17 protein-coding genes, 2 tRNA genes and 3 pseudogenes are annotated in these 19,669 nt (G+C 55.0%); 8 read left to right on the top strand and 14 right to left on the bottom strand.

Annotation, left to right across the window (positions count from 1 at the left end):
- The first annotated feature begins 39 nt into the window (after nucleotides 1–39).
- A complete protein-coding gene (argS, locus tag O1V66_RS04225; RefSeq protein WP_045047034.1) occupies nucleotides 40–1,770 on the top strand; it encodes an arginine--tRNA ligase in 1,731 nt (576 codons plus the stop codon).
- A gap of 55 nt (nucleotides 1,771–1,825) precedes the next feature.
- Here argS and murJ read toward each other — a convergent pair whose 3' ends face one another.
- The 4 genes from murJ to rimJ form a co-directional block, all read right to left on the bottom strand.
- Nucleotides 1,826–3,355, bottom strand: coding sequence for a murein biosynthesis integral membrane protein MurJ (gene murJ, locus O1V66_RS04220; protein ID WP_045047035.1), 1,530 nt, complete (start codon nucleotides 3,353–3,355; stop codon nucleotides 1,826–1,828).
- 133 nt (nucleotides 3,356–3,488) lie between these two features.
- A complete protein-coding gene (locus O1V66_RS04215) occupies nucleotides 3,489–4,418 on the bottom strand; it encodes a Gfo/Idh/MocA family protein (RefSeq protein WP_045047036.1) in 930 nt (309 codons plus the stop codon).
- Between the two features lie 10 nt (nucleotides 4,419–4,428).
- On the bottom strand, nucleotides 4,429–5,085 hold the full coding sequence (locus O1V66_RS04210) for a DUF480 domain-containing protein (protein WP_045047037.1): 657 nt from the start codon (nucleotides 5,083–5,085) through the stop codon (nucleotides 4,429–4,431).
- Nucleotides 5,086–5,096: 11 nt separating this feature from the next.
- Nucleotides 5,097–5,681 carry a ribosomal protein S5-alanine N-acetyltransferase gene (gene rimJ / locus O1V66_RS04205; RefSeq protein ID WP_045047038.1) on the bottom strand — a complete coding sequence of 195 codons (585 nt, stop codon included), beginning with the start codon at nucleotides 5,679–5,681 and terminating at the stop codon, nucleotides 5,097–5,099.
- A 321-nt stretch (nucleotides 5,682–6,002) separates the two neighbouring features.
- On the opposite strand from rimJ, the gene mdtH reads away from it, so the two are divergent.
- The 3 genes from mdtH (at nucleotide 6,003) to O1V66_RS04190 (ending at nucleotide 8,691) form a co-directional block, all read left to right on the top strand.
- Entirely contained in the window at nucleotides 6,003–7,214 is a 1,212-nt protein-coding gene (mdtH, locus tag O1V66_RS04200) for a multidrug efflux MFS transporter MdtH (protein ID WP_045047039.1), read from the top strand.
- A gap of 146 nt (nucleotides 7,215–7,360) precedes the next feature.
- On the top strand, nucleotides 7,361–8,008 hold the full coding sequence (gene grxB, locus O1V66_RS04195; protein ID WP_045047040.1) for a glutaredoxin 2: 648 nt from the start codon (nucleotides 7,361–7,363) through the stop codon (nucleotides 8,006–8,008).
- Nucleotides 8,009–8,127: 119 nt separating this feature from the next.
- On the top strand, nucleotides 8,128–8,691 hold the full coding sequence (locus O1V66_RS04190) for a lipoprotein (protein WP_045047041.1): 564 nt from the start codon (nucleotides 8,128–8,130) through the stop codon (nucleotides 8,689–8,691).
- A gap of 56 nt (nucleotides 8,692–8,747) precedes the next feature.
- Here the strand turns inward: O1V66_RS04190 and O1V66_RS04185 are convergent, their stop codons facing one another.
- Nucleotides 8,748–9,338: a TorD/DmsD family molecular chaperone gene (locus O1V66_RS04185; protein WP_045047042.1), complete on the bottom strand. Its 591-nt coding sequence runs from the start codon at nucleotides 9,336–9,338 to the stop codon at nucleotides 8,748–8,750.
- Nucleotides 9,339–9,582: 244 nt separating this feature from the next.
- Here O1V66_RS04185 and O1V66_RS04180 point away from each other — a divergent pair, with 244 nt between their 5' ends.
- Both O1V66_RS04180 and O1V66_RS04175 read left to right on the top strand, forming a co-directional pair.
- Nucleotides 9,583–10,461 carry an AraC family transcriptional regulator gene (locus O1V66_RS04180; RefSeq protein WP_045047043.1) on the top strand — a complete coding sequence of 293 codons (879 nt, stop codon included), beginning with the start codon at nucleotides 9,583–9,585 and terminating at the stop codon, nucleotides 10,459–10,461.
- 19 nt (nucleotides 10,462–10,480) lie between these two features.
- Complete coding sequence (locus tag O1V66_RS04175) at nucleotides 10,481–10,888, top strand: DUF2000 domain-containing protein (RefSeq protein ID WP_045047044.1); 408 nt, start codon at nucleotides 10,481–10,483, stop codon at nucleotides 10,886–10,888.
- A 141-nt stretch (nucleotides 10,889–11,029) separates the two neighbouring features.
- Here the strand turns inward: O1V66_RS04175 and O1V66_RS04170 are convergent, their stop codons facing one another.
- The 3 genes and pseudogenes from O1V66_RS04170 to O1V66_RS04160 all read right to left on the bottom strand — a co-directional run bounded on the left by O1V66_RS04170 (nucleotide 11,030) and on the right by O1V66_RS04160 (nucleotide 13,977).
- Entirely contained in the window at nucleotides 11,030–11,314 is a 285-nt protein-coding gene (locus tag O1V66_RS04170) for a putative quinol monooxygenase (protein ID WP_045047045.1), read from the bottom strand.
- Nucleotides 11,315–11,435: 121 nt separating this feature from the next.
- A complete protein-coding gene (ghrA, locus tag O1V66_RS04165; RefSeq protein ID WP_045047046.1) occupies nucleotides 11,436–12,377 on the bottom strand; it encodes a glyoxylate/hydroxypyruvate reductase GhrA in 942 nt (313 codons plus the stop codon).
- 130 nt (nucleotides 12,378–12,507) lie between these two features.
- Nucleotides 12,508–13,977: pseudogene (locus O1V66_RS04160) on the bottom strand (peptide MFS transporter).
- 414 nt (nucleotides 13,978–14,391) lie between these two features.
- Here O1V66_RS04160 and O1V66_RS04155 point away from each other — a divergent pair.
- Nucleotides 14,392–14,481, top strand: a tRNA-Ser gene (locus O1V66_RS04155).
- A 242-nt stretch (nucleotides 14,482–14,723) separates the two neighbouring features.
- A tRNA-Ser gene (locus O1V66_RS04150) sits at nucleotides 14,724–14,813 on the top strand.
- A gap of 54 nt (nucleotides 14,814–14,867) precedes the next feature.
- Here the strand turns inward: O1V66_RS04150 and O1V66_RS04145 are convergent.
- The 6 genes and pseudogenes from O1V66_RS04145 to prfA all read right to left on the bottom strand — a co-directional run bounded on the left by O1V66_RS04145 (nucleotide 14,868) and on the right by prfA (nucleotide 19,641).
- Nucleotides 14,868–15,386: an RBBP9/YdeN family alpha/beta hydrolase gene (locus tag O1V66_RS04145; protein ID WP_269128329.1), complete on the bottom strand. Its 519-nt coding sequence runs from the start codon at nucleotides 15,384–15,386 to the stop codon at nucleotides 14,868–14,870.
- A 145-nt stretch (nucleotides 15,387–15,531) separates the two neighbouring features.
- On the bottom strand, nucleotides 15,532–16,386 hold the full coding sequence (kdsA, locus tag O1V66_RS04140) for a 3-deoxy-8-phosphooctulonate synthase (RefSeq protein WP_045047049.1): 855 nt from the start codon (nucleotides 16,384–16,386) through the stop codon (nucleotides 15,532–15,534).
- Nucleotides 16,387–16,452: 66 nt separating this feature from the next.
- Nucleotides 16,453–17,262, bottom strand: coding sequence for an invasion regulator SirB1 (gene sirB1 / locus O1V66_RS04135; protein WP_045047050.1), 810 nt, complete (start codon nucleotides 17,260–17,262; stop codon nucleotides 16,453–16,455).
- Between the two features lie 2 nt (nucleotides 17,263–17,264).
- A pseudogene (locus O1V66_RS04130) lies at nucleotides 17,265–17,665 on the bottom strand (SirB2 family protein).
- 53 nt (nucleotides 17,666–17,718) lie between these two features.
- A pseudogene (gene prmC / locus O1V66_RS04125) lies at nucleotides 17,719–18,559 on the bottom strand (peptide chain release factor N(5)-glutamine methyltransferase).
- Nucleotides 18,559–19,641, bottom strand: coding sequence for a peptide chain release factor 1 (prfA, locus tag O1V66_RS04120; RefSeq protein WP_045047053.1), 1,083 nt, complete (start codon nucleotides 19,639–19,641; stop codon nucleotides 18,559–18,561). Before prfA ends, prmC begins: the two are co-directional and overlap by 1 nt.
- Nucleotides 19,642–19,669 lie beyond the last annotated feature (28 nt).

Genomic DNA, 19,669 nt, shown 5'->3' with positions numbered 1-19,669 from the left:
CCCTGCGGTGTTCTATGTTTAGTCATTTAAGGTACTCCGGTGAATATACAGGCCCTTCTCTCAGAAAAAGTTTGCCAGGCACTCGTTGCTGCTGGTGCCCCTTCGGACTGTGAACCTCAGGTTCGCCAGTCTGCAAAAGCACAGTTTGGTGACTATCAAGCCAATGGCGTGATGTCCGTAGCGAAAACGTTGAAAATGCCTCCGCGACAACTGGCAGAAAAAGTAGTGGAACTGTTGGATCTTTCCGGTATCGCCTCCAAAATCGAGATAGCCGGTCCGGGCTTTATCAATATCTTCCTGGATAACGGATTCGTAGCCGCCAACGCCGACGCCGCGCTCGCCGACCCGAAACTGGGTATCTCCCCGGTTGAACAGCAGACCATCGTCATCGACTATTCCGCACCGAACGTCGCCAAAGAGATGCACGTCGGCCATATTCGTTCGACCATCATCGGTGACGCCGCGGCCCGTACCAACGAACTGCTGGGTCATAAAGTGATCCGCGCCAACCACGTCGGCGACTGGGGTACGCAGTTTGGTATGCTCATCGCCTATCTCGAGAAAGTGCAGAACGAAAGTGCCGCCGAGATGAAGCTGTCCGACCTCGAAGAGTTCTATCGCGCAGCCAAGAAAAATTACGATGAAGACGAGGCCTTTGCGCTACGTGCACGTAACTATGTGGTGAAACTTCAGGGCGGCGACGAGTATTGCCTGCAAATGTGGCGCAAGCTGGTTGACGTTACCATGAAGCAGAACCAGATTACCTACGACCGCATGAACGTGACGCTGACGCGCGATGATGTTATGGGTGAAAGCCTCTATAACAGCATGCTGCCGGGCATCGTTTCCGATTTGCAGGACAAGGGTCTGGCGGTCGACAGCGAAGGTGCCGTCGTGGTTTATCTCGACGAGTACAAGAACAAGGACGGCGACCCGATGGGCGTTATCATCCGTAAAAAGGATGGCGGCTATCTGTATACCACGACCGATATTGCCTGCGCCAAGTATCGCTACGAGACGCTGGGTGCCGATCGTGTGCTGTATTACATCGACTCCCGTCAGCATCAGCACCTGATGCAGGCGTGGACCATCGTGCGCAAGGCCGGTTATGTTCCGGATTCCGTTGCGCTGGAACATCACGCATTCGGCATGATGCTGGGCAAAGACGGCAAACCGTTCAAGACCCGCGCGGGCGGCACCATCAAGCTTTCCGATTTGCTGGATGAAGCCATTGTTCGCGCGCGTGAACTTATTCTGTCCAAGAACCCGAATCTGCCTGACGAAGAACTGGAACAGTTGGTGAATGCCGTCGGTATCGGCGCGATTAAATACGCCGACCTTTCCAAAAGCCGTACCACCGACTACATCTTTGACTGGGACAACATGCTGGCGTTTGAGGGCAATACCGCGCCTTACATGCAGTATGCCTACACCCGCGTCGCGTCTATCTTCAAACGTGCCGATATCGATGTAGACAGCCTGACGCAGCCAATGGTGCTGACCGAAGACCGCGAAACCGCGCTGGCAACCCGTCTGCTGCAGTTCGAAGAAGTGCTGACCACCGTAGCCCGCGAAGGGACTCCGCACATGATGTGCGCCTATCTCTATGACGTGGCCGGTCTGTTCTCGGGCTTCTATGAAGACTGTCCGATTCTGAACGTGGAAGATCAAACCGTTCGCAACAGCCGCCTGAAACTGGCGCTGCTGACCCAGAGAACGCTGAAAACCGGTCTGGATACACTGGGCATCGACACCGTCGAGCGCATGTAATCAGCCACAAAAACGAAAAAGGCCGCGCAATGCGGCCTTTTTTATTGCTGCAAATTCAGCTTCGGGCGTAATCCTTCACCTTGAAGCCGAGCAGTCCGAGCGCGCCGAAGTAGACTATCACCCCGACAACCACGACGCCCGCAAGACGCAGCAGGCGCATCGTCATGCCGCCTACCGACCAGTCCGGCATCACATACATCATGCCTATCAATGCCGCAGACATCGCCAGCACGGCAATAATCAGGCGCACAAGGAAACTGGCCCAACCCGGCTGCGGCTGGAAGATATCCTGTTTACGCAGTTGCCAGTAGAGCAGCGAAGCGTTCAGGCAGGCCGCCAGACCAATCGACAGTGAAAGGCCGGCATGTTTCAACGGACCGATAAACGCCAGGTTCATAAGCTGCGTCATGATTAAGGTGATGATTGCGATTTTAACCGGCGTCTTGATGTCCTGACGCGAGTAAAAACCCGGTGCCAGCACCTTGACCACGATAAGGCCCATCAGACCGACCGAATAGGCCACCAGCGCACGCTGCGTCATCGAGGCATCGAATGCGCTGAATTTGCCGTACTGGAACAGCGCGACAGTGAGCGGTTTCGCCAGAATCCCCAGCGCCACCGAGCTTGGCAGCGCCAGCAGGAAGCACAGACGCAGACCCCAGTCCATCAGGCGGTTGTACTCTTTATGGTTGCCGCTGGAGAAACTGCGCGCAAGCGAAGGCAGCAGAATGGTGCCTAGCGCCACACCCAGCACGCCCGACGGAAACTCCATCAAACGGTCGGCGTAATACATCCACGAGACAGAGCCGGACACCAGAAACGAGGCGAAAATGGTGTTGATAATCAACGAAATCTGACTAACCGACACGCCCAGAATGGCAGGCCCCATCTGGCGCATGACACGCCAAACGCCCGCATCTTTCAAGTTGAGGCGCGGCAGCACCAGCATGCCTATCTTCTTTAGATGGGGAAGCTGATAGCCCAGTTGCAGCACACCGCCCGCCACCACCGCCCACGCCAGCGCCATCACCGGCGGATGAAAATACGGCGCGGCAAACAGCGCGAACAGGATCATGCTGACGTTAAGCAACGTCGGCGCAAAGGCCGGTATCGAGAAACGGTTCCAGGTATTGAGAATCGCCCCCGCCAAAGACGCGAGAGAGATAAGCAGAATATACGGGAAAGTCACGCGCAGCAGCGCCGAGGTCAAGGCGAACTTGTCCGGCGTATCGGCAAATCCGGGGGCAGTGACATAAATGACCCACGGCGCGGCAAACATCCCGGCAAGGGTGACCAGCGCCAGCACCAGCGTTAACAGACCAGAGACGAAGGCGATAAAGGTTCGTGTCGCTTCCTCCCCCTTCTGGCTTTTATATTCGGCCAGAATAGGCACAAAGGCCTGTGAAAATGCGCCTTCGGCAAAGATACGGCGCAGAAGATTGGGGAGCTTGAAGGCAACGAAAAAGGCATCGGTTACCATGCCTGCCCCAAAAACGCGGGCAACAATGGCATCGCGGGCAAAGCCGAGTACCCTGGAAAACATCGTCATTGAACTGACGGCGGCTAGAGACTTCAATAGATTCATGAGACTTTTTCTTGTGGCCGGGAAACCGTTTTGCGGCGCCGGCAAGGTTCGAAAGTGCGTATAGTCTACGTATCAAAAATACAATAGCTACAGGCAGTTGTTATATATTGTGTCCCCTGCGGAATTCTCGGACTTATCGCTGGTTCGTTATTAAATTTTCAATCACCCGTTGCGCCCTCAGCGCCTGCTCGCCGCTGGTTTGCGGCACGATCTGATTATGAATGCAGTCGATAAAATGCCGAACCGCGCCCTCGAATCCGCGCTGGGCAAGCGTAGTCTGCCATCCGGCGATCGGCTGTTCGCTTATTCCCGAGGCCTGTTCCTGTTTCCAGTGGCGCATGTCATCAACCTGATACCACGCCCCGTCGCACACCGCCTGCACCGATTCGCGCTGCGTTCCGGCGCGGCGATGCATCGAGGTGGTAATTCGGGTGTTACCTGACAGAAACTGATGCTCGGCATAAAGGAGCTGCTGCTGCGAATTGACATCGACCTGCCCCGCAATCGGCTCGCCTTGTGCATCGGCCAGCCACAGCGCGGTGTCGACGACATGCAGATAGTCATCAAGCAACGTAAAGGCAAAGTCCTGCGGCCCTACGCTGTCGGCGCGATGCTTGTCGAAACGAAGGGAGGCAGACTGATGCGCGTTCTGCGCCAGTTTAGTTTTCAACTGGATATACAGCGGCGCAAAGCGGCGATTAAACCCCACCATCAGGGTTTTACCGCAGCGCGCCGCCATCTCCACCAGCTGTTCGGCCTCGGAAAGCGTGGCCGCCAGCGGTTTGTCGACATAAACGTGAACGCCCGCCTTTAACAACTCGGCGACGACGGCAAAATGGGACGCGGTGCTGCTGTGTACAAACACGGCATCGCAATCGCGGGCGAGTGCATCAAGCGTTGAATAACACGGGAAACGGTAACTCTCGCAGACCGTCTGTGCCTTGGCCGGACTGGGAGAGAATCCGCCCTGCAAGGTCCAGTCGGTGGCCTGCGACAGAATGGGCAAATAGGCTTTCTGCGCGATACCGCCCAACCCGACGACGCCGATACGCGGTTTGTTCATGCTTGGCTCCTTAGTCGGCCAGTCTTTCCAGCAGATGTTCCAGTCGCTCTTTGAGTTCGGCGACCTCGGTTTCCAGCATGGCGACGCGCTCGGACAGGGCATCGCGGGATTCAACGGAAAGCGCGACAGCGCCAGACGTCTCGTCTTCGGCAGCATCACTGACTGCGCCGCTAAAAAGATGCATAACGCGGCTTTCCCGTTTGCCTGCCTCGCGCGACAGACGCACGCAGAACGGGCCATCTTCGCGACTGGCCAATGCGTCGAGCGTCTCTTCGACTTCGCCCACATCGGCAAAATCATGCAGCCGCTGGGTGCGGGTGCGCAACTCGCCCGCCGTCTGCGGGCCACGCAGCAGCAAGGTGCTGACCAACGCCACCTCGGCGGGGGAAAATTTAAGATTGCCAAACTCGGAGTTGCAGAAACGGTGTTCGTATTTCATCGTCCGACTGCCGCTGACGGAGCGAATGAGATGCTTGCGCAGCAGGATGTCCAGCGTCTGCTGCACGTCGGATTCGGAAAGCTCCATCACGGGGTCACGATTGGTTTTCTGATTGCAGGCCGTGGTGAGACTGTTCAGGCTCAGCGGATACTGCTCGGGCGTCGTGACCTGTTTTTCCAGCATACAGCCGATAACCCGCGCCTCTTTGGCGCTGAATTCTATTTTCATGATTGATGTCCTTATCGCGGCGGTTGCCATTGCGGGTCGGTAAGCGCCATAAGCACGTGGTCCTGCCATTTGCCGTCAATAAGCAGATAATCTTTGGCATACCCTTCCCGCTCGAAGCCGAGGCGCGTCAGCAGGTCGCCACTGCGATGATTGTGCGGCATATAGTTGGCCATGATGCGGTGGATCCGTTGCTGGCGCTGCATATAGCGAATGAGTGACTGGAGCGCCTCATGCATCAACCCTTGCCCCTGCCACTGTTCGCCCAGCGAATAGCCGAGGAAACAGGCATGGAAAGAGCCACGCAGCACGTTGCTGAAATTCGCCACGCCGCGAACATGATTCTCGTCGGGGTCCAGCAGAAGAAAGTAATAGGCCGTCCCCTGCTTTTGCATGTCGTTTATCAGGCCAAGACGAGCCTGCCAGCCGGAAGGGTAACAGTGGCTTTCATCCCTGATAGGCTCCCAGGGTTTCAGAAAGGCGCGGTTTTCCGTGTAATAATCTGCCAAACGATGCGCGTCGCGCTCATACACCAGCCGCAACACCATCCTGTCTGTTGTGAGCCGCACCTTAGGTGCCGCCGATCGATAGCCAAACATCCCTTTCCTCCACATTTTGTACGGCTTGATAAGAACAATTTATTGGAAACAGAGACCTTTTTTATTCCTGAACTTATCGATTCCGCACCGCCTCTCTCTGCATCATAGCCGAGGCCAAGGTGCCATGCTGAATCCAACCTTGAATTATTTATTTCCTTCGGCAATTCGCCTCTGATTTTGCCAGTCCAAACGGTTATTGACGATAAAAAAATATTATTAATAGCACACTATCTAAATAAATTTTTCCGGTTCAGACTAAAGCTGATTATTTAACCCCTCTGCATCTTTCGCAACGGATGCCTTAATGGCTCAGGGTGACGCATGACTCTGGTATCGCAAGCGCGTAGCTTGGGAAAGTTTTTTCTGTTATTTGATAACGCTGTCGTCATTCTGGGTTTTTTTGTGGTCTTTCCGCTGATTTCGATTCGCTTTGTGGATCAACTCGGCTGGGCGGCGATGGCCGTGGGAATGGCGCTCGGCGTACGGCAACTCACTCAGCAGGGCCTCGGCATTTTCGGCGGCGCCATTGCCGACCGATTTGGTGCCAAGCCGATGATAATCACCGGCCTGCTGCTGCGCGCGGCCGGTTTTGCCACCATGGCGCTGGCCGACGCGCCCTGGATCCTGCTCTGCTCCTGCTTTCTCTCCGGCCTGGGCGGCACCTTGTTCGACCCGCCTCGCACCGCGCTGGTCATCAAGCTTATCCGCCCGCATGAGCGCAGCCGCTTTTTCTCGCTGCTGATGATGCAAGACAGCGCCGGTGCGGTACTGGGCGCGCTTATCGGCAGCTGGTTGCTGCAATACGATTTCCACTACGTCTGCTGGACCGGTTCCGGGCTATTTATTCTGGCGGCCGCGTTCAATGCCCTGTTTCTTCCGGCCTATCGCCTCTCCGCCGGTCGCGCGCCCATGCGTGAAGGCATGCTGCGAGTGCTGCGGGACAAACGTTTTCTGAGTTACGTGCTGACGTTAACCGGTTATTACATGCTGACCGTACAGGTGATGCTGATGCTGCCGATTGCGGTCAACGATATGGCCGGCACGCCCACCGCCGTGAAATGGATGTACGCCATCGAAGCCGTGCTGTCACTGACCCTGCTTTATCCGCTCGCCCGCTGGAGTGAAAAACATTTCAGTCTGGAAAAGCGCCTGATGTGCGGATTACTCATCATGACGCTCAGCCTGCTGCCCGTCGGCATGGTCAGCGGCCTCAACCCGCTGCTGCTGCTGATTGGCCTGTTTTATATCGGCAATATTATTGCCGAACCGGCACGCGAAACCCTTGGCGCCTCGCTAGCCGATGCACGCGCACGCGGCAGTTACATGGGGTTCAGCCGACTGGGTCTGGCGCTCGGCGGCGCTCTCGGCTACACCGGCGGCGGCTGGATGTATGACACCGGTCGCGCATTGCAGCTTCCGCAACTGCCGTGGCTGCTGCTCGCCCTCATAGGCCTTGTCACGCTACTCGGCCTGTACTGGCAATTTCAACGGCGGCGTATCGAACCGGCGATGCTCGGCGAACGCGGACTCTAGGAGCAATCCTTATTAAGGACGGTGCGTTTGATCTCATGGAAAACTTCACCATACTTAATGATTGAGACATCTCTGGTGATTGAAGAGACAACGGCCAAGCGACCTTCCCTACACCCCTTGGCCGGGATAAAAAGGAGCAACGTATCATGAAGTTATTTGTTTACGAACACTGCCCATACTGTGTGAAAGCCCGCATGATCTTCGGCCTGAAAAATCTTCCTGTTCAGGTCAACACCCTGCTCAACGATGACGAAGCCACGCCCACCAAAATGATTGGCAAAAAAGCCGTGCCTATCCTGCAAAAAGAGGATGGCAGCTTTATGCCCGAGAGCATGGACATCGTTCAGTACATTGATAAATCCGATCGCCAGCCGCTGCTGACCGGCCCATTGAGCGCCCAGGTCGCCGCCTGGATACGCCATGTTTCCGAATATACGCAGAGACTGCTGTTGCCACGTTTTGCTGCGGCACCTTTTGAAGAGTTCGCCACGCCAGAGGCGCGCCACTATTTCACCGATAAAAAACAGGCCACCATCGGAGATTTCAAAGAGCATCTACAGCATTCACCGGGGCTTGTGAAGAAGATCAATCAGGATCTGCGCGATCTCGACAAGCTAATCAAAGAGCCGAATGCCGTTAACGGCGAGCTGTCCGAGGATGATATTCATCTGTTCCCGGTGCTGCGCTCGCTGTCGATTGTAAAAGGTATCGAGCTGCCGACCCGCGTGCTGGCTTACCGCGACAACATGGCTAAACAGACGCAAATCAATCTGTTAACCAGTATCGCCAGCTAAACGTCCTGCCTGGGGTTGCACTTTCGGTGCGACCCTTACTTTTCTATACCTTGATATCCTTCCCTCCTCTTTTGCAAACAGGGCATACTAGGCGCCTTGAAATTGTCATTGAGGATGTCATGAGAAAGTTACTTTTAGGGGCCTTTGCCCTGATCATTGCCGGCCTGCTTGCCGGATGCAACCAGCTCACCCAATACACGGTCAGTGAGCAGGAAGTGAATAATTATCTGCAAAAACACAATAACTTTCAGAAACAGCTTGGCGTGCCCGGCCTGGTTGAGGCGCGCATTAATTTAAGCGACCTCAGCAGTCAGATTGGCCGTGCCGAACCGGGCAAAGTCACGCTTTCCGGCAACGCCGATCTCGATGTCAATTCGCTGTTTGGCTCGCAGAAGGCCGACATGACGCTAACGTTAAAGGCAACACCGGTATTCAATAAAGAGGAAGGGGCTATCTATTTGAAAGATATGGAAGTCACTGACTACACGGTCAAGCCGGAGAAGATGGCGTCCGTGATGCAGAATCTCATGCCGTATCTGAACCAGTCGCTGAAATCCTATTTTGATCAGCGTCCCGCCTATGTGCTGAGCGGCGATCACAGTAAATCGGAGGCGATGGCAAAACGTCTGGCGAAGGGGCTGGAAGTCAAACCGGGTGAACTGGTCATCCCGTTTACCGAATAGACAGGGATAGCGCCTGAGTCATGCCCGTCGTTGGGCTTTGGCTCAGGCGTTTTTTGTTACTGCTCGTCTTCTTCGCTGTCTTCGATATCTTCAGGCAGCGCTTCTTCCAGTTCATCGCGCATCGCGGTGATGGCTTCACGGCTGATTTCAGACAGCGTACGATAGAATCCGCTGGTGGCGTGCGCTTCGACCTTGCCGAGGAATTTGCCGCACCACGGCAACATAAACTCGTCAAAAAGGGCGATTTGCGCGGCGGCTTCATCTTCCTGCGACTGATCTTCAAGCCAGGAAGCGGCCAGCAGCATCGAGCCGAAGTGGTCGGCCGGTGCATCGCCAAGCGGCATGCCGCGCTGTTGCAGGAAAGTACGCACCTCAAGTTCGGAGTCTGCGCCCTCTTCCACATAGTCGCTGCGATAAGGCGACACGGCACATTCTGTACCGACAAACAGATGGTTGAATTCGGAAGACAGGGCCTGCGGATCGGCGCTCTGCTGCAAACGAATCAGCAGCGCATCCTGCTCCAGCGGCCAATGCTCACGCAGCTTGCCCTGTTGAATCAGACCAAACAGCGGAACCAGCAAGGGATCCTGCGGCTGACGGTAAAACAGAGTGCCGAGTACGCGGCAAACGATAGAAAATTCATTCATGATAAGAACCTGACTCAGGTTGGCAAAACAATAATTTGCGAGACGATGTCACAGTTCCGGCATTTCTGCAATTGCCATGCGCCCTCGCCTTGACAGAAACGCCGCAAACCGGCGAGAAAGACGCGAATGCCTTGGTTACGTCGCGGTTCACGCCGTGTTTATTATAGATTCATTTCGTTGTTAAATGATGGACGGAAACGTCTCGCTGCCTTGCCTGAACGTGGCGACGCATTTTGGAGTGAACATGAAGAGCTCATCAAGCAACGACTGGTTAAACCTGCATCGGGATAACGAAACGGGTATCGAAAGTGTCCATGCGCATTTTCGGGGCCATGCCTACGACCCTCACGACCATAACGAAATGCTGGTCGGCGTTACCCATCAAGGTTTGCAGCAATTCAGTTGTCATCGAAAACTGCACACCAGCAGTCCCGGAAAAGTCATTCTTATCGAGCCGGAGGTCATTCATGACGGCCACGCGCCGACGCCCGAAGGCTTCACCTATTCCATGCTTTATCTGCCGCAGGCGTGGCTTAACGAGATGTTGCAGCGTCGAAATCTGGGGGATGCATCGAATTTACAGTCTGCCTTTCGTGCAACGCTCACCGACGATCTCCAGTTGAATACCGCCATACAGCAGGCTTTTGCCGCCATCCATCATGATGAAGGTCGGCTGGCCCGCGATCAGTGTCTCGACAGGCTGCTCGATTTGCTGGCCCGGCATATTGCGCCGCAACCGGCCCTGCCATCGAATAAAGATTATGTTCAGATGAGTCGTATAAAAGATTATCTGCATGACTGCATGCATCAGGATATGGGGCTTGACGATATTGCCCGTTATGCCGGGATCAGCCGTTTTCGCCTGACACGACAGTTTCAAAAATTTTTTGGCCAATCGCCTCACGCCTATCTTGTAAGATTACGACTGCGCACGGCGCGCCTATTATTGTCGCAGGGCAACAGTCCGGCACGGGTTGCCGCGCAGGTCGGCTTTTCCGACCAGAGTCATTTGGGCCGCTGGTTTCAGCGCGCCTACAGAATTACGCCGATGGCCTATCAGCAACAGTGCTCAAATCTTCTATACCGCCGCCCTTCCCTTGCCGAAAATAGCTTCTCGAATTGACGAGAGGAGTGCATTTTCAATGTTTGATACAAAAGTGGCGCTGATTATCCGTGATGATTTGGCCGTCTGGCAGCGACTGAACGTTGCCGCCTTTCTGGCAACGGGCATTGCTTCCGCTGCCCCTGAAATGATGGGCGAACCTTATATCGATGCCAGAGGCAATCATTACGGGAAGATGCTGGGACAGCCCATGCTGGCTTTCGAAGCCGACCTGGATGCCCTTCAAACCGCGCACCGCAAGGGCCTTGAGCGGGAACTGACGCTAATTCCCTATGTCCACGCGATGTTTTCAACCGGCCATGACGAAGCCAATCGGCAGGCCTTTCTCGCCGAAAATGCAGACGCGATGAATCTGGTCGGTCTGGCTGTCAGGGGACCCAAAAAAGCCGTCGATAAAGTGATTAAAGGTTTGGCGCTGCACAAATAAGCGGCCCGCTGATATCAGGACTTTTATAAATTCGCGATTCTTTTTTTCGCGGCATACTTTTTATTCGCCGATGAAATATGACCACGACCAGAGGTCGCCACATGTTTCACCGGCGCATTCACTTTATTCCCGACGCGCTGATTACGCCGCGGGGTCTACTTCGGAAATTTCATACTCACGAGTGATTGCGCGCGTCTCGATGCCCCAGACGGCGTTTTGCGTTCTTGTCTGATGCGCGGCAAAGGTCTGCTTGCTGCTAAATAACTCCTCGACCTGCCAGACAAGCGGATCGGCCGTTAGCGTGACCTCGAAGGCGATGCATCCTGATTCCTGATGCGTAAGCCGCGTATGTTCCGCCAGCAGGCGCTGCACAAGATCCGATTCTTCCTGCGTTTTACAGCGCAATATTCCACTTAATTTGATCATGCTGTTCCTGATTTTTCAAAAAATACCGACTTTCCGGGGGCAAACGGGTGTTTAAAGCCGCCTGCGTGCAAAGGCTGGCGGCCGGATTGACACGCGTTAAACGGGGTATCGCGAAATTCAACTAGTAGCCGCGCGTGCGGTCGACCACACCACTGGGTTCACGCCCCGCCTCGATAGCCTGAATATTGGCGACAATGCTGTCCATCGCCTCGTCGGGCAGTGTATCGGCACCAATGTGCGGCGTAACGGTCACACGCGGGTGAGACCAGAAGGGATGCATGCGTTGCAGCGGTTCATCGTTGAATACATCGAGGGTTGCCGCAGCGATTTGTCCGCTGTCGAGCGCGCGTAACAGGTCGCCATCGACCAGATGCATGCCGCGTCCGAGGTTAATGAGATAAGCGTGCTGGCTCAGCCGGGCAAACAGGTTCCTATTGAGAATCCCGGCGGTCTGCGGCGTATTGGGCAGAAGATTAATCAACAGCTTGCAGCCGCCTGCAAAATCATGAAGTTGATCGTTGCCGTGAAAACTGTCGACGCCCTCGCGAGATTTCGGGCTGCGGCTCCAGCTGCGCACCTTGAACTTGAGGTCGATAAGTTTATCCGCCACGGCATTGCCCAGCACCCCTGCGCCAAGAAGCCCGACGGTGAACTGGCTATGTTGATGCGCCGCCAGCGGCCGCCACTGTTTCTGCTGCTGGAACAATTGATATTCGTCCAGCCGACGGAAATAGCGCAGCACGCTTGCCAGCGCGTATTCCTGCATTTGCAGGGCCATTCCGGTGTCTTCAAGACGAATCAACGGCACACCCGCAGGCAGCGTGCCCGGATTGCGCTGTTCCTGCGTCAAAATGGCATCCACACCCGCGCCAAGCACGAAAATGCCCTTCAGAGTATGGCGGGGAGCCAGCATCTCCTGAGGCGGATGCCATACCAGCGCGTAGTCGGCGGGTTGCGTGTCGCCGCGATGCCAGGCGCGCACGTTGGCTTGGGGAAGTCGGCGATGAATGCCATCAATCCATTGTTTTGAATCAAATGTAGGATGAAAGAATAAGATGTTCATGATGTTGCCTCCTTTGCTCTGCTAGATTCCCTCTAAAATCCCTGTGGATGCAACCTTTGTTTGCGAAAAATTGATTAAAAAAAGGCCCTGATCAACAGGGCCTTAATGAAGAGGAAGTTTTCGAAAACGATTAGCCGGGAACGCGCTGAATCAGTCGGCGCAGCGTGGGGATAAGCAGGACCAGCACGACACCGGTCGCGACCGAGCCCCAGCCCAGCATGCCAAAGACCTGACTGTAACCCGGATTGGTCAACGCAGGCGTACTGCCGCTGTTGGTGGGCATCAGGCCGGAGACATAGCTTGCCAGCACGGACGCGACGCCCGTGACCATCATCCAGCAGCCCATCATCACGCCCTGATAGCGCGTCGGGGCCAGCTTGCCAATCATGGCGTAGCCAATAGGCGAGATCATCAGTTCGCCGACGCTTTGCAACACATAGCTGATGACTATCCATTTCAGGGCCATCAGCCCGTCGCCGCCCGCTAAATGGATGCCAACCGGCAGCACCAGCATGCCCAGACCAATACAGAACAGCGCACCGGCAAACTGCAACGGCACGTCGATGTTCCATCCGCGCTGACGCAGACGCGTGAACCCTAGCGCCATCAGCGGGCCGCCAACCACAATCACGACGGTATTGATGTTCTGAATCCACTGGGGGCAACCCGCACGCCATAGACGGTCAGATTGATGTTGTGCTCAACGAACCAGCATCAGTCCCATAGGCGCAAGCTGATAGAGGGTCCAGAATACCAGCGACCCGGCGGCGAGCAGCAGATAGGCAACCATGCGCCCTTTTTCGTCCTGCGGGCGATGGCGCGACGTAACCAGACCCATTATCAGGAAAATCACTATGCCGAGACTCACCACAAAATAGCTGCTGAAGGCCGCGTGCGTCAGCAAGATACGAATAATCGGCACCAGCACCACAAGAATCGCGATGCCCACCAGCATGCGCTGAATAAACTGTCGCGTAGTGACCTGTTTAAGCGGCGTGTTGATATCCTTGAGGATTTTCCAGCGCGACAGGGTCACGGCAATGGCCAGCGCGTTGCCGAGCGTGGCGAACAGGAACAGCGCGCGATAGTTCTCGCTCAGCTGAAAATAGCCCGCTACCGCGAAACCGATGAAGAAGCCGAGATTCATGCCCGCATAGTTCCACAGGAATGCAGACTCGCGGCGGTCGTCGTCCGGGGCAAAGCGCTGGGTCAGCATCATGTTCAGACAGGTCACGTTAAGCCCGCTGCCGGTCAGGAACATGGCCAGCCCCCAGTAAAGTCCGGTGACGCCCGCTTCGGCAATCAGCGCGCAGCCGATGACCTGCAACACCATGCCCAATACAAACAGGTTACGGTTACTGAGATAGCGCCCGCCAAGATAGCCGCCAAACATGTGCAGCCCATAGTTGAACGCACCGAACACGCCCATGATGGCGTTGGCCTGATTTTCGCTAAACCCGAGACGTTTGGTTGCGTACAGCACCAGCGTGGAATACAGCACGGCGAAACCCAGCGTGGAGAAGGTCTGGATAAAGAACAGCGCACCGGACCCCGCCGGTACCGCCGCGCGTGGCGATAATGTTTTTTCTGAAAGACTCACGTAAAACCCCTGTACTGCCTTGTTGTGAAGCCCTGAAAGCCGGCTTGATAAGATGAATATCAATGGTGAAAAATGATGAAAAAGGCGGCGGATTTTGGTGCTCTCCCTTTTTGACCGGCTCCTGTTATACCGTTGCTTAATGCCAAATTCCCAGCATTAATTCCTTTCAAAACATAAATCGCCTTACTTTGCCGTTTTAGCCGCCAAAACGGGCATGGCGGCGAGTGACTGATATAAACGTCGACGGCCTTTACGCATCCTGCGCTGAATAAATGCCGAAATTTGCGCTATAAATCAGCAAATTGCTTTAATTTTCGCTAAACGCATCGATTAATGAAAAAGAGGGTTGACGCTGGGCCGGTATTTCCTTACATTAGCGCCGATTCCGCAGCACAGCGTGTTGACGGAATCTACGGTGAGGTGTCTGAGTGGCTGAAGGAGCACGCCTGGAAAGTGTGTATACGCGAAAGCGTATCGAGGGTTCGAACCCCTCTCTCACCGCCATATTATGCGAAAGGGTCCAGATGAAAATCTGGGCCCTTTTTCGTTATGGGACAAAAATCATTGCCTGCCGTTTTCCAATATTTCTTCCTGAATTTCCCCTGCCCACCGCATTTATGAACAATAAATCAGCACATTGATGAAGTCCTGGTCATCCAGTTTGCTCGCGCTAAATAATCCTTGACCCAACAGGCTTGTCTCCCTATAGTAGCGCCCCGTTGCACTGCTAAGCAGTGTGACGCCACGGTGAGGTGTCTGAGTGGCTGAAGGAGCACGCCTGGAAAGTGTGTATACGCGAAAGCGTATCGAGGGTTCGAACCCCTCTCTCACCGCCATATTAAACGAGAAGGCCCTGATGAAAATCAGGGCCTTTTTGTATGGATGTCTGCCTACTCCCCTGCGCTGTTCCTGCCGAGCGGGACAAATTTCAGTCCGGTAAAGTCTTCGATGATTTTCTCTCCGGCGCGCCATTCTCCAAAACCGGCAGCGGTATGAAAATGCCCCGCGCCGGGTAACATCATGATGTCACTTCCCCATTCAGCAGCCAATGCCTCGGCCCTGGCGAGTGAAAGATGCTCGTCGTTGTCACTGCAAAGCAGCAAGGTCGGCAAAGGCAGTCGGCCTGTGGGCAACGGCCTTTGCGGGCGGATGTCGTTCAGTGCCGTGGCAGCATCGACATCGGCGGGTGCCACCAGCACAGCCGCGATCACTCTCTCCTGCGCATGGCGACTTGCCCACTGCGCCACCGCGACCGCTCCGCAACTGTGGCCGACCAACACAATTTCGCCCGGCGTATGGTCGATAACGTCATTGAGGCGCGCTACCCATTTTTCTGTATGCGGGGTGTTCCAGTCATCCTGCACTACGCGCTTGACGTTGGCGTATTTTTTTCGATGTAAGACTGCCAGTGATCGGGTCCGGAATTGGTATAACCGGGAACAAGGAGATAGGTGATTTCCATTTCTGTCTCAAAAGTTGCTTGATGAGGGCGTGTGAAAGCCAATAAAAAAGGCGACCCGATGGCCGCCTTGGTCTTGATTCGTTTTATCAGACTTACTTGCTGGTATCCAGCGCCGGGAAGCTTTTCACCAGGTCGTCGATGGCTTTCATCTGCACCAGGAAAGGTTCCAGCTTGTCCAGCGGCAGCGCGGAAGGACCGTCGCACTTGGCGTGAGCCGGATCTTCGTGCGCTTCGATAAACAGGCCAGCGATGCCCACCGCCATGCCGGCACGTGCCAGTTCGGCAACCTGGGCACGACGACCGCCCGATGCCGCACCAAACGGGTCACGGGTTTGCAGCGCGTGGGTCACGTCGAAGATGACAGGATGACCGCCTGTGGCGTTAATCATCACATTCATGCCCAGCATGTCGACCACAAGGTTGTCATAGCCAAAGTTGCTGCCGCGATCGCACAGAATAACCTGATCGTTACCGCCTTCCTTGAACTTGTCGACGATGTTACCCATCTGGCCCGGGCTTACAAACTGGGGTTTCTTGACGTTGATGACCGCGCCGGTTTTGGCCATCGCTTCAACCAGGTCGGTTTGACGCGCCAGGAAGGCAGGCAGCTGAATCACATCGACCACGTCGGCAACAGGCTGTGCCTGCCAGCTTTCGTGAACGTCGGTGATGATTTTCACGCCGAACGCCGCTTTCAGGTCCTGGAAAATCTTCATGCCTTCGTCCAGACCCGGTCCACGGTAGGAGTGGATGGAAGAACGGTTGGCTTTGTCAAAAGAGGCTTTAAACACATAAGGAATGCCCAGTTTGTCAGTCACTTTCACATAGTGCTCACAAACGCGCATCGCCATGTCACGTGATTCGAGCACGTTCATGCCGCCAAACAACACAAACGGCAAATCATTTGCTACGTCGATGTCCTTAATGCTAACCACTTTATGTTTCATGCTTTGGCCTTAATCGATAATAAATCAATGGTACAGATGTTGGATAGACAGCCCGCTCGGGGCTGATTAATGTAATGTAACGCTTTTTTGTTCAATCGAATGAATCTGCATCTTGATAACTTCCGAAATCGGATCTTCGGGGCACTGTTCGACAAAGTAGTTCAGGTCGGAAATCGCGACATGATTACAGTCGAGTTGTGCGTAGATAAGCCCGCGATCGCGAATTTCGTAAGGATCGTCCGGATCGAATTCCAGCACGGCTTCGCTGGTGCTAAGTGCCAGCTCCATCTGTTTTTCTTCCATCAGTGCGGCTTTGAGCGTATCCAGCATCTTGCGGATGATCATGGTGTGATCCGCCTCTTCGAGGTCGTCATCTTCAATGACGGCGCTGACGCCAAGATTGCCTTTAAGCCATACCTGTAAAATATGCTCGCTGAGCGTTTCGCCGTTAAGCGGATTCACCAGCCACATCTCTTCGTCGAGCCAGTCGGCGCGGACGATAAGCTGAGTCGGGAAAATCACCGGCATCAGCGGCAGATCCAGCGCGTGTGCAATGTGCAGAAAAATCACCCCGAGCGACACCGGTGTACCCTGGCGCGAGGCCAGCACCTTGTCTATCCAGATAGCATCGGACAGGCGATAGACACCGCCCGCGCCGCCGAAACCCCAGGTGCGATAAAAAAGTTCGATCAAAACTTCAAGCTGCTGATCCTGATTCAGTTCTTCAGGTACCTTGCTTCTGGCTTCTTCCACCAGAGCCTGCAACTGACGATTCACATCGTCGGCTTTAAAATCAAAGCGAATTGCCTGCGTTACCAGGATGACGCCGGTGCTTAACGGCGCGGCGTTAAATTCAAAATCAGCAATGGAGCTCATAGTTATCCCATTAGCAGCGGTATTTTTGTTATGGCTAGCTTAACAATCAAATACAAACAACCCAAGGCAAGAATAAAAGCCACCCAGCGCGTTTTCTGGCTGCGTACTTTTTCCTGCCTTCTCCCAACGCCACAAATCCAAGGGCTATGTAGATGATAACGCCAAAAAGCTTTTCGGTCAGCCATGAACCTTGTGGGGAAAAGGGATAAAAATGGGTGATGACCACAAGCCAGATACCGCTAATTAGCATAAAGGTATCAATGATATGCGGCGCGATTTTTACCCAGCGCTGCTGCATGATACCCGCGTTGGCCCATTTCCAGAAAAAGCGCAGTACAAACAGAACGATACTGGCAGTAATAAACAGAATATGGAAATCTTTTACCCAAATATATGACGACATTGCTCACCCTTTTTTATCAAGGGCGCGTTAACCGCGCCTCTTTTATTGCATCATTACGGCAATTCAGGCCATCGGCCCAGCGTTACACGGTCGTTGTCGCCGTAATCCTTCAGCGTTTCCACGGCGATAAATCCGGCCGAAACCAGGATCTCCCGAACCGCTTCGCCCTGCTGCCAGCCGTGTTCGAACAATAACCAGCCATCGGCACTGAGGTGTTCCGGTGCCTGCTGCGTAATCAGCTGAATGTCTGCAAGCCCATTATTGGCGGCCACGAGGGCGCTCGCAGGCTCGAAACGCACATCGCCCTGCGCCAGATGAGGATCGGCGGCGTCGATATACGGCGGATTGCTGACAATCAGCGAGAACCGCTGCCCTTGTACCGGCGTAAACCAGCTTCCCTGCAAAAACTGCGCATTGCCCAGGCCCAGTTTGGTGCCATTGAACTGCGCAAGCGCCACGGCATCGGGATGCAGATCGACGCCAATTACCTCGCAGTCGGGGCGTCTCACTGGCGATAGCCAGCGCAATCGCGCCGGTGCCGGTGCCTAAATCCAGCACGCGTGCAGGTGCTTCGCCAAGACGTTGCAGCGCATGTTCAACCAGACATTCGGTATCGGGACGAGGGATCAGTGTGGCGGGAGAGACGGAAAGCGGTAGCGACCAGAATTCGCGCTCACCAACGAGATAGGCGACGGGTTCGCCCTTCTCGCGTCGGCCAAGCAGCGCATCAAGTCGAGCCAATGTCTGTGCATCAAGCTCGGTTTCGCCAAACGCCATAATAAAGGTGCGCGAACGGCCAGTGACGTGACCGAGCAAGATTTCTGCATCTCGCTTCGGACTTTCACTGGCCGCCAAACGCCCCACAGCCTGTTTCAGCCAGCGGGTAAAATCCATTATTCCTGCTCGGACAGCGCGGCGAGCTGGTCTGCCTGATACTCCTGCACAATCGGCTGGATAAGCATATCAAGCTTGCCTTCCATCACTTCGTCCAGACGGTAGATAGTCAGGTTGATGCGGTGGTCGGTCACCCTTCCCTGCGGGAAGTTGTAGGTCCGGTTGCGGTCGGAACGGTCGCCGGTGCCGAGCAGGTTACGGCGCGTAGAGGCCTCTTCCTGCTGACGTTTCGCCACTTCGGCGGCACGAATTCGCGCGCCGAGCACGGACAACGCCTTGGCCTTGTTCTTGTGCTGCGAACGTTCGTCCTGACACTCGACCACGATACCGGTCGGCAGGTGGGTAATACGGATAGCGGAATCCGTGGTGTTGACGTGCTGACCGCCCGCGCCGGAGGAGCGGAAGGTGTCGATGCGCAGGTCACCGGCGTTGATTTCCGGCAGTTCGGCCTCCGGTACTTCGGGCATTACCGCGACCGTACAGGCCGATGTGTGGATACGGCCCTGAGATTCGGTTTCAGGCACGCGCTGCACGCGGTGGCCGCCGGATTCGAACTTGAACTGTCCATACACGCCCTCGCCTGAAACCTTGGCGATCACTTCTTTATAGCCGCCATGCTCGCCTTCGTTGGCGCTCATGACTTCGACCCGCCAGCGGCGCGCTTCGGCGTAGCGGCTGTACATGCGGAACAGATCACCGGCAAAGATGGCCGCCTCGTCACCGCCGGTTCCGGCGCGCACTTCAATAAAGCAGCTGCGCTCGTCATCGGGATCTTTGGGCAGCAACAGGAATTGCAGCTGTTGCTCAAGCTCTTCGAGCGTGGTCTGACACTGCTTGATTTCATCCTGAGCCATCTCGCGCATTTCAGGGTCTTCAAGCATCTCTTCGGCGGCAGCCAGGTCTTCCTGCGCCTGTCGCCAGGTCAAAAAGCAGGCGGAAACATCGCTCAACTGAGCATATTCGCGGGAAAGATTGCGGAATTTTTCCTGATCGGCAATCACGGCGGCGTCGCCGAGCATCGCCTGAACTTCTTCATGGCGCTCTTGTAACACTTCCAGTTTGGCAACAATAGAAGGCTTCATGCGTAGTGTTTAACCCTGTGATAATAAA

The sequence above is a fragment of the Rouxiella chamberiensis genome (assembly GCF_026967475.1).
Lineage (GTDB): Bacteria > Pseudomonadota > Gammaproteobacteria > Enterobacterales > Enterobacteriaceae > Rouxiella > Rouxiella chamberiensis.
This window is presented reverse-complemented; position numbering and strand designations above follow the sequence as displayed.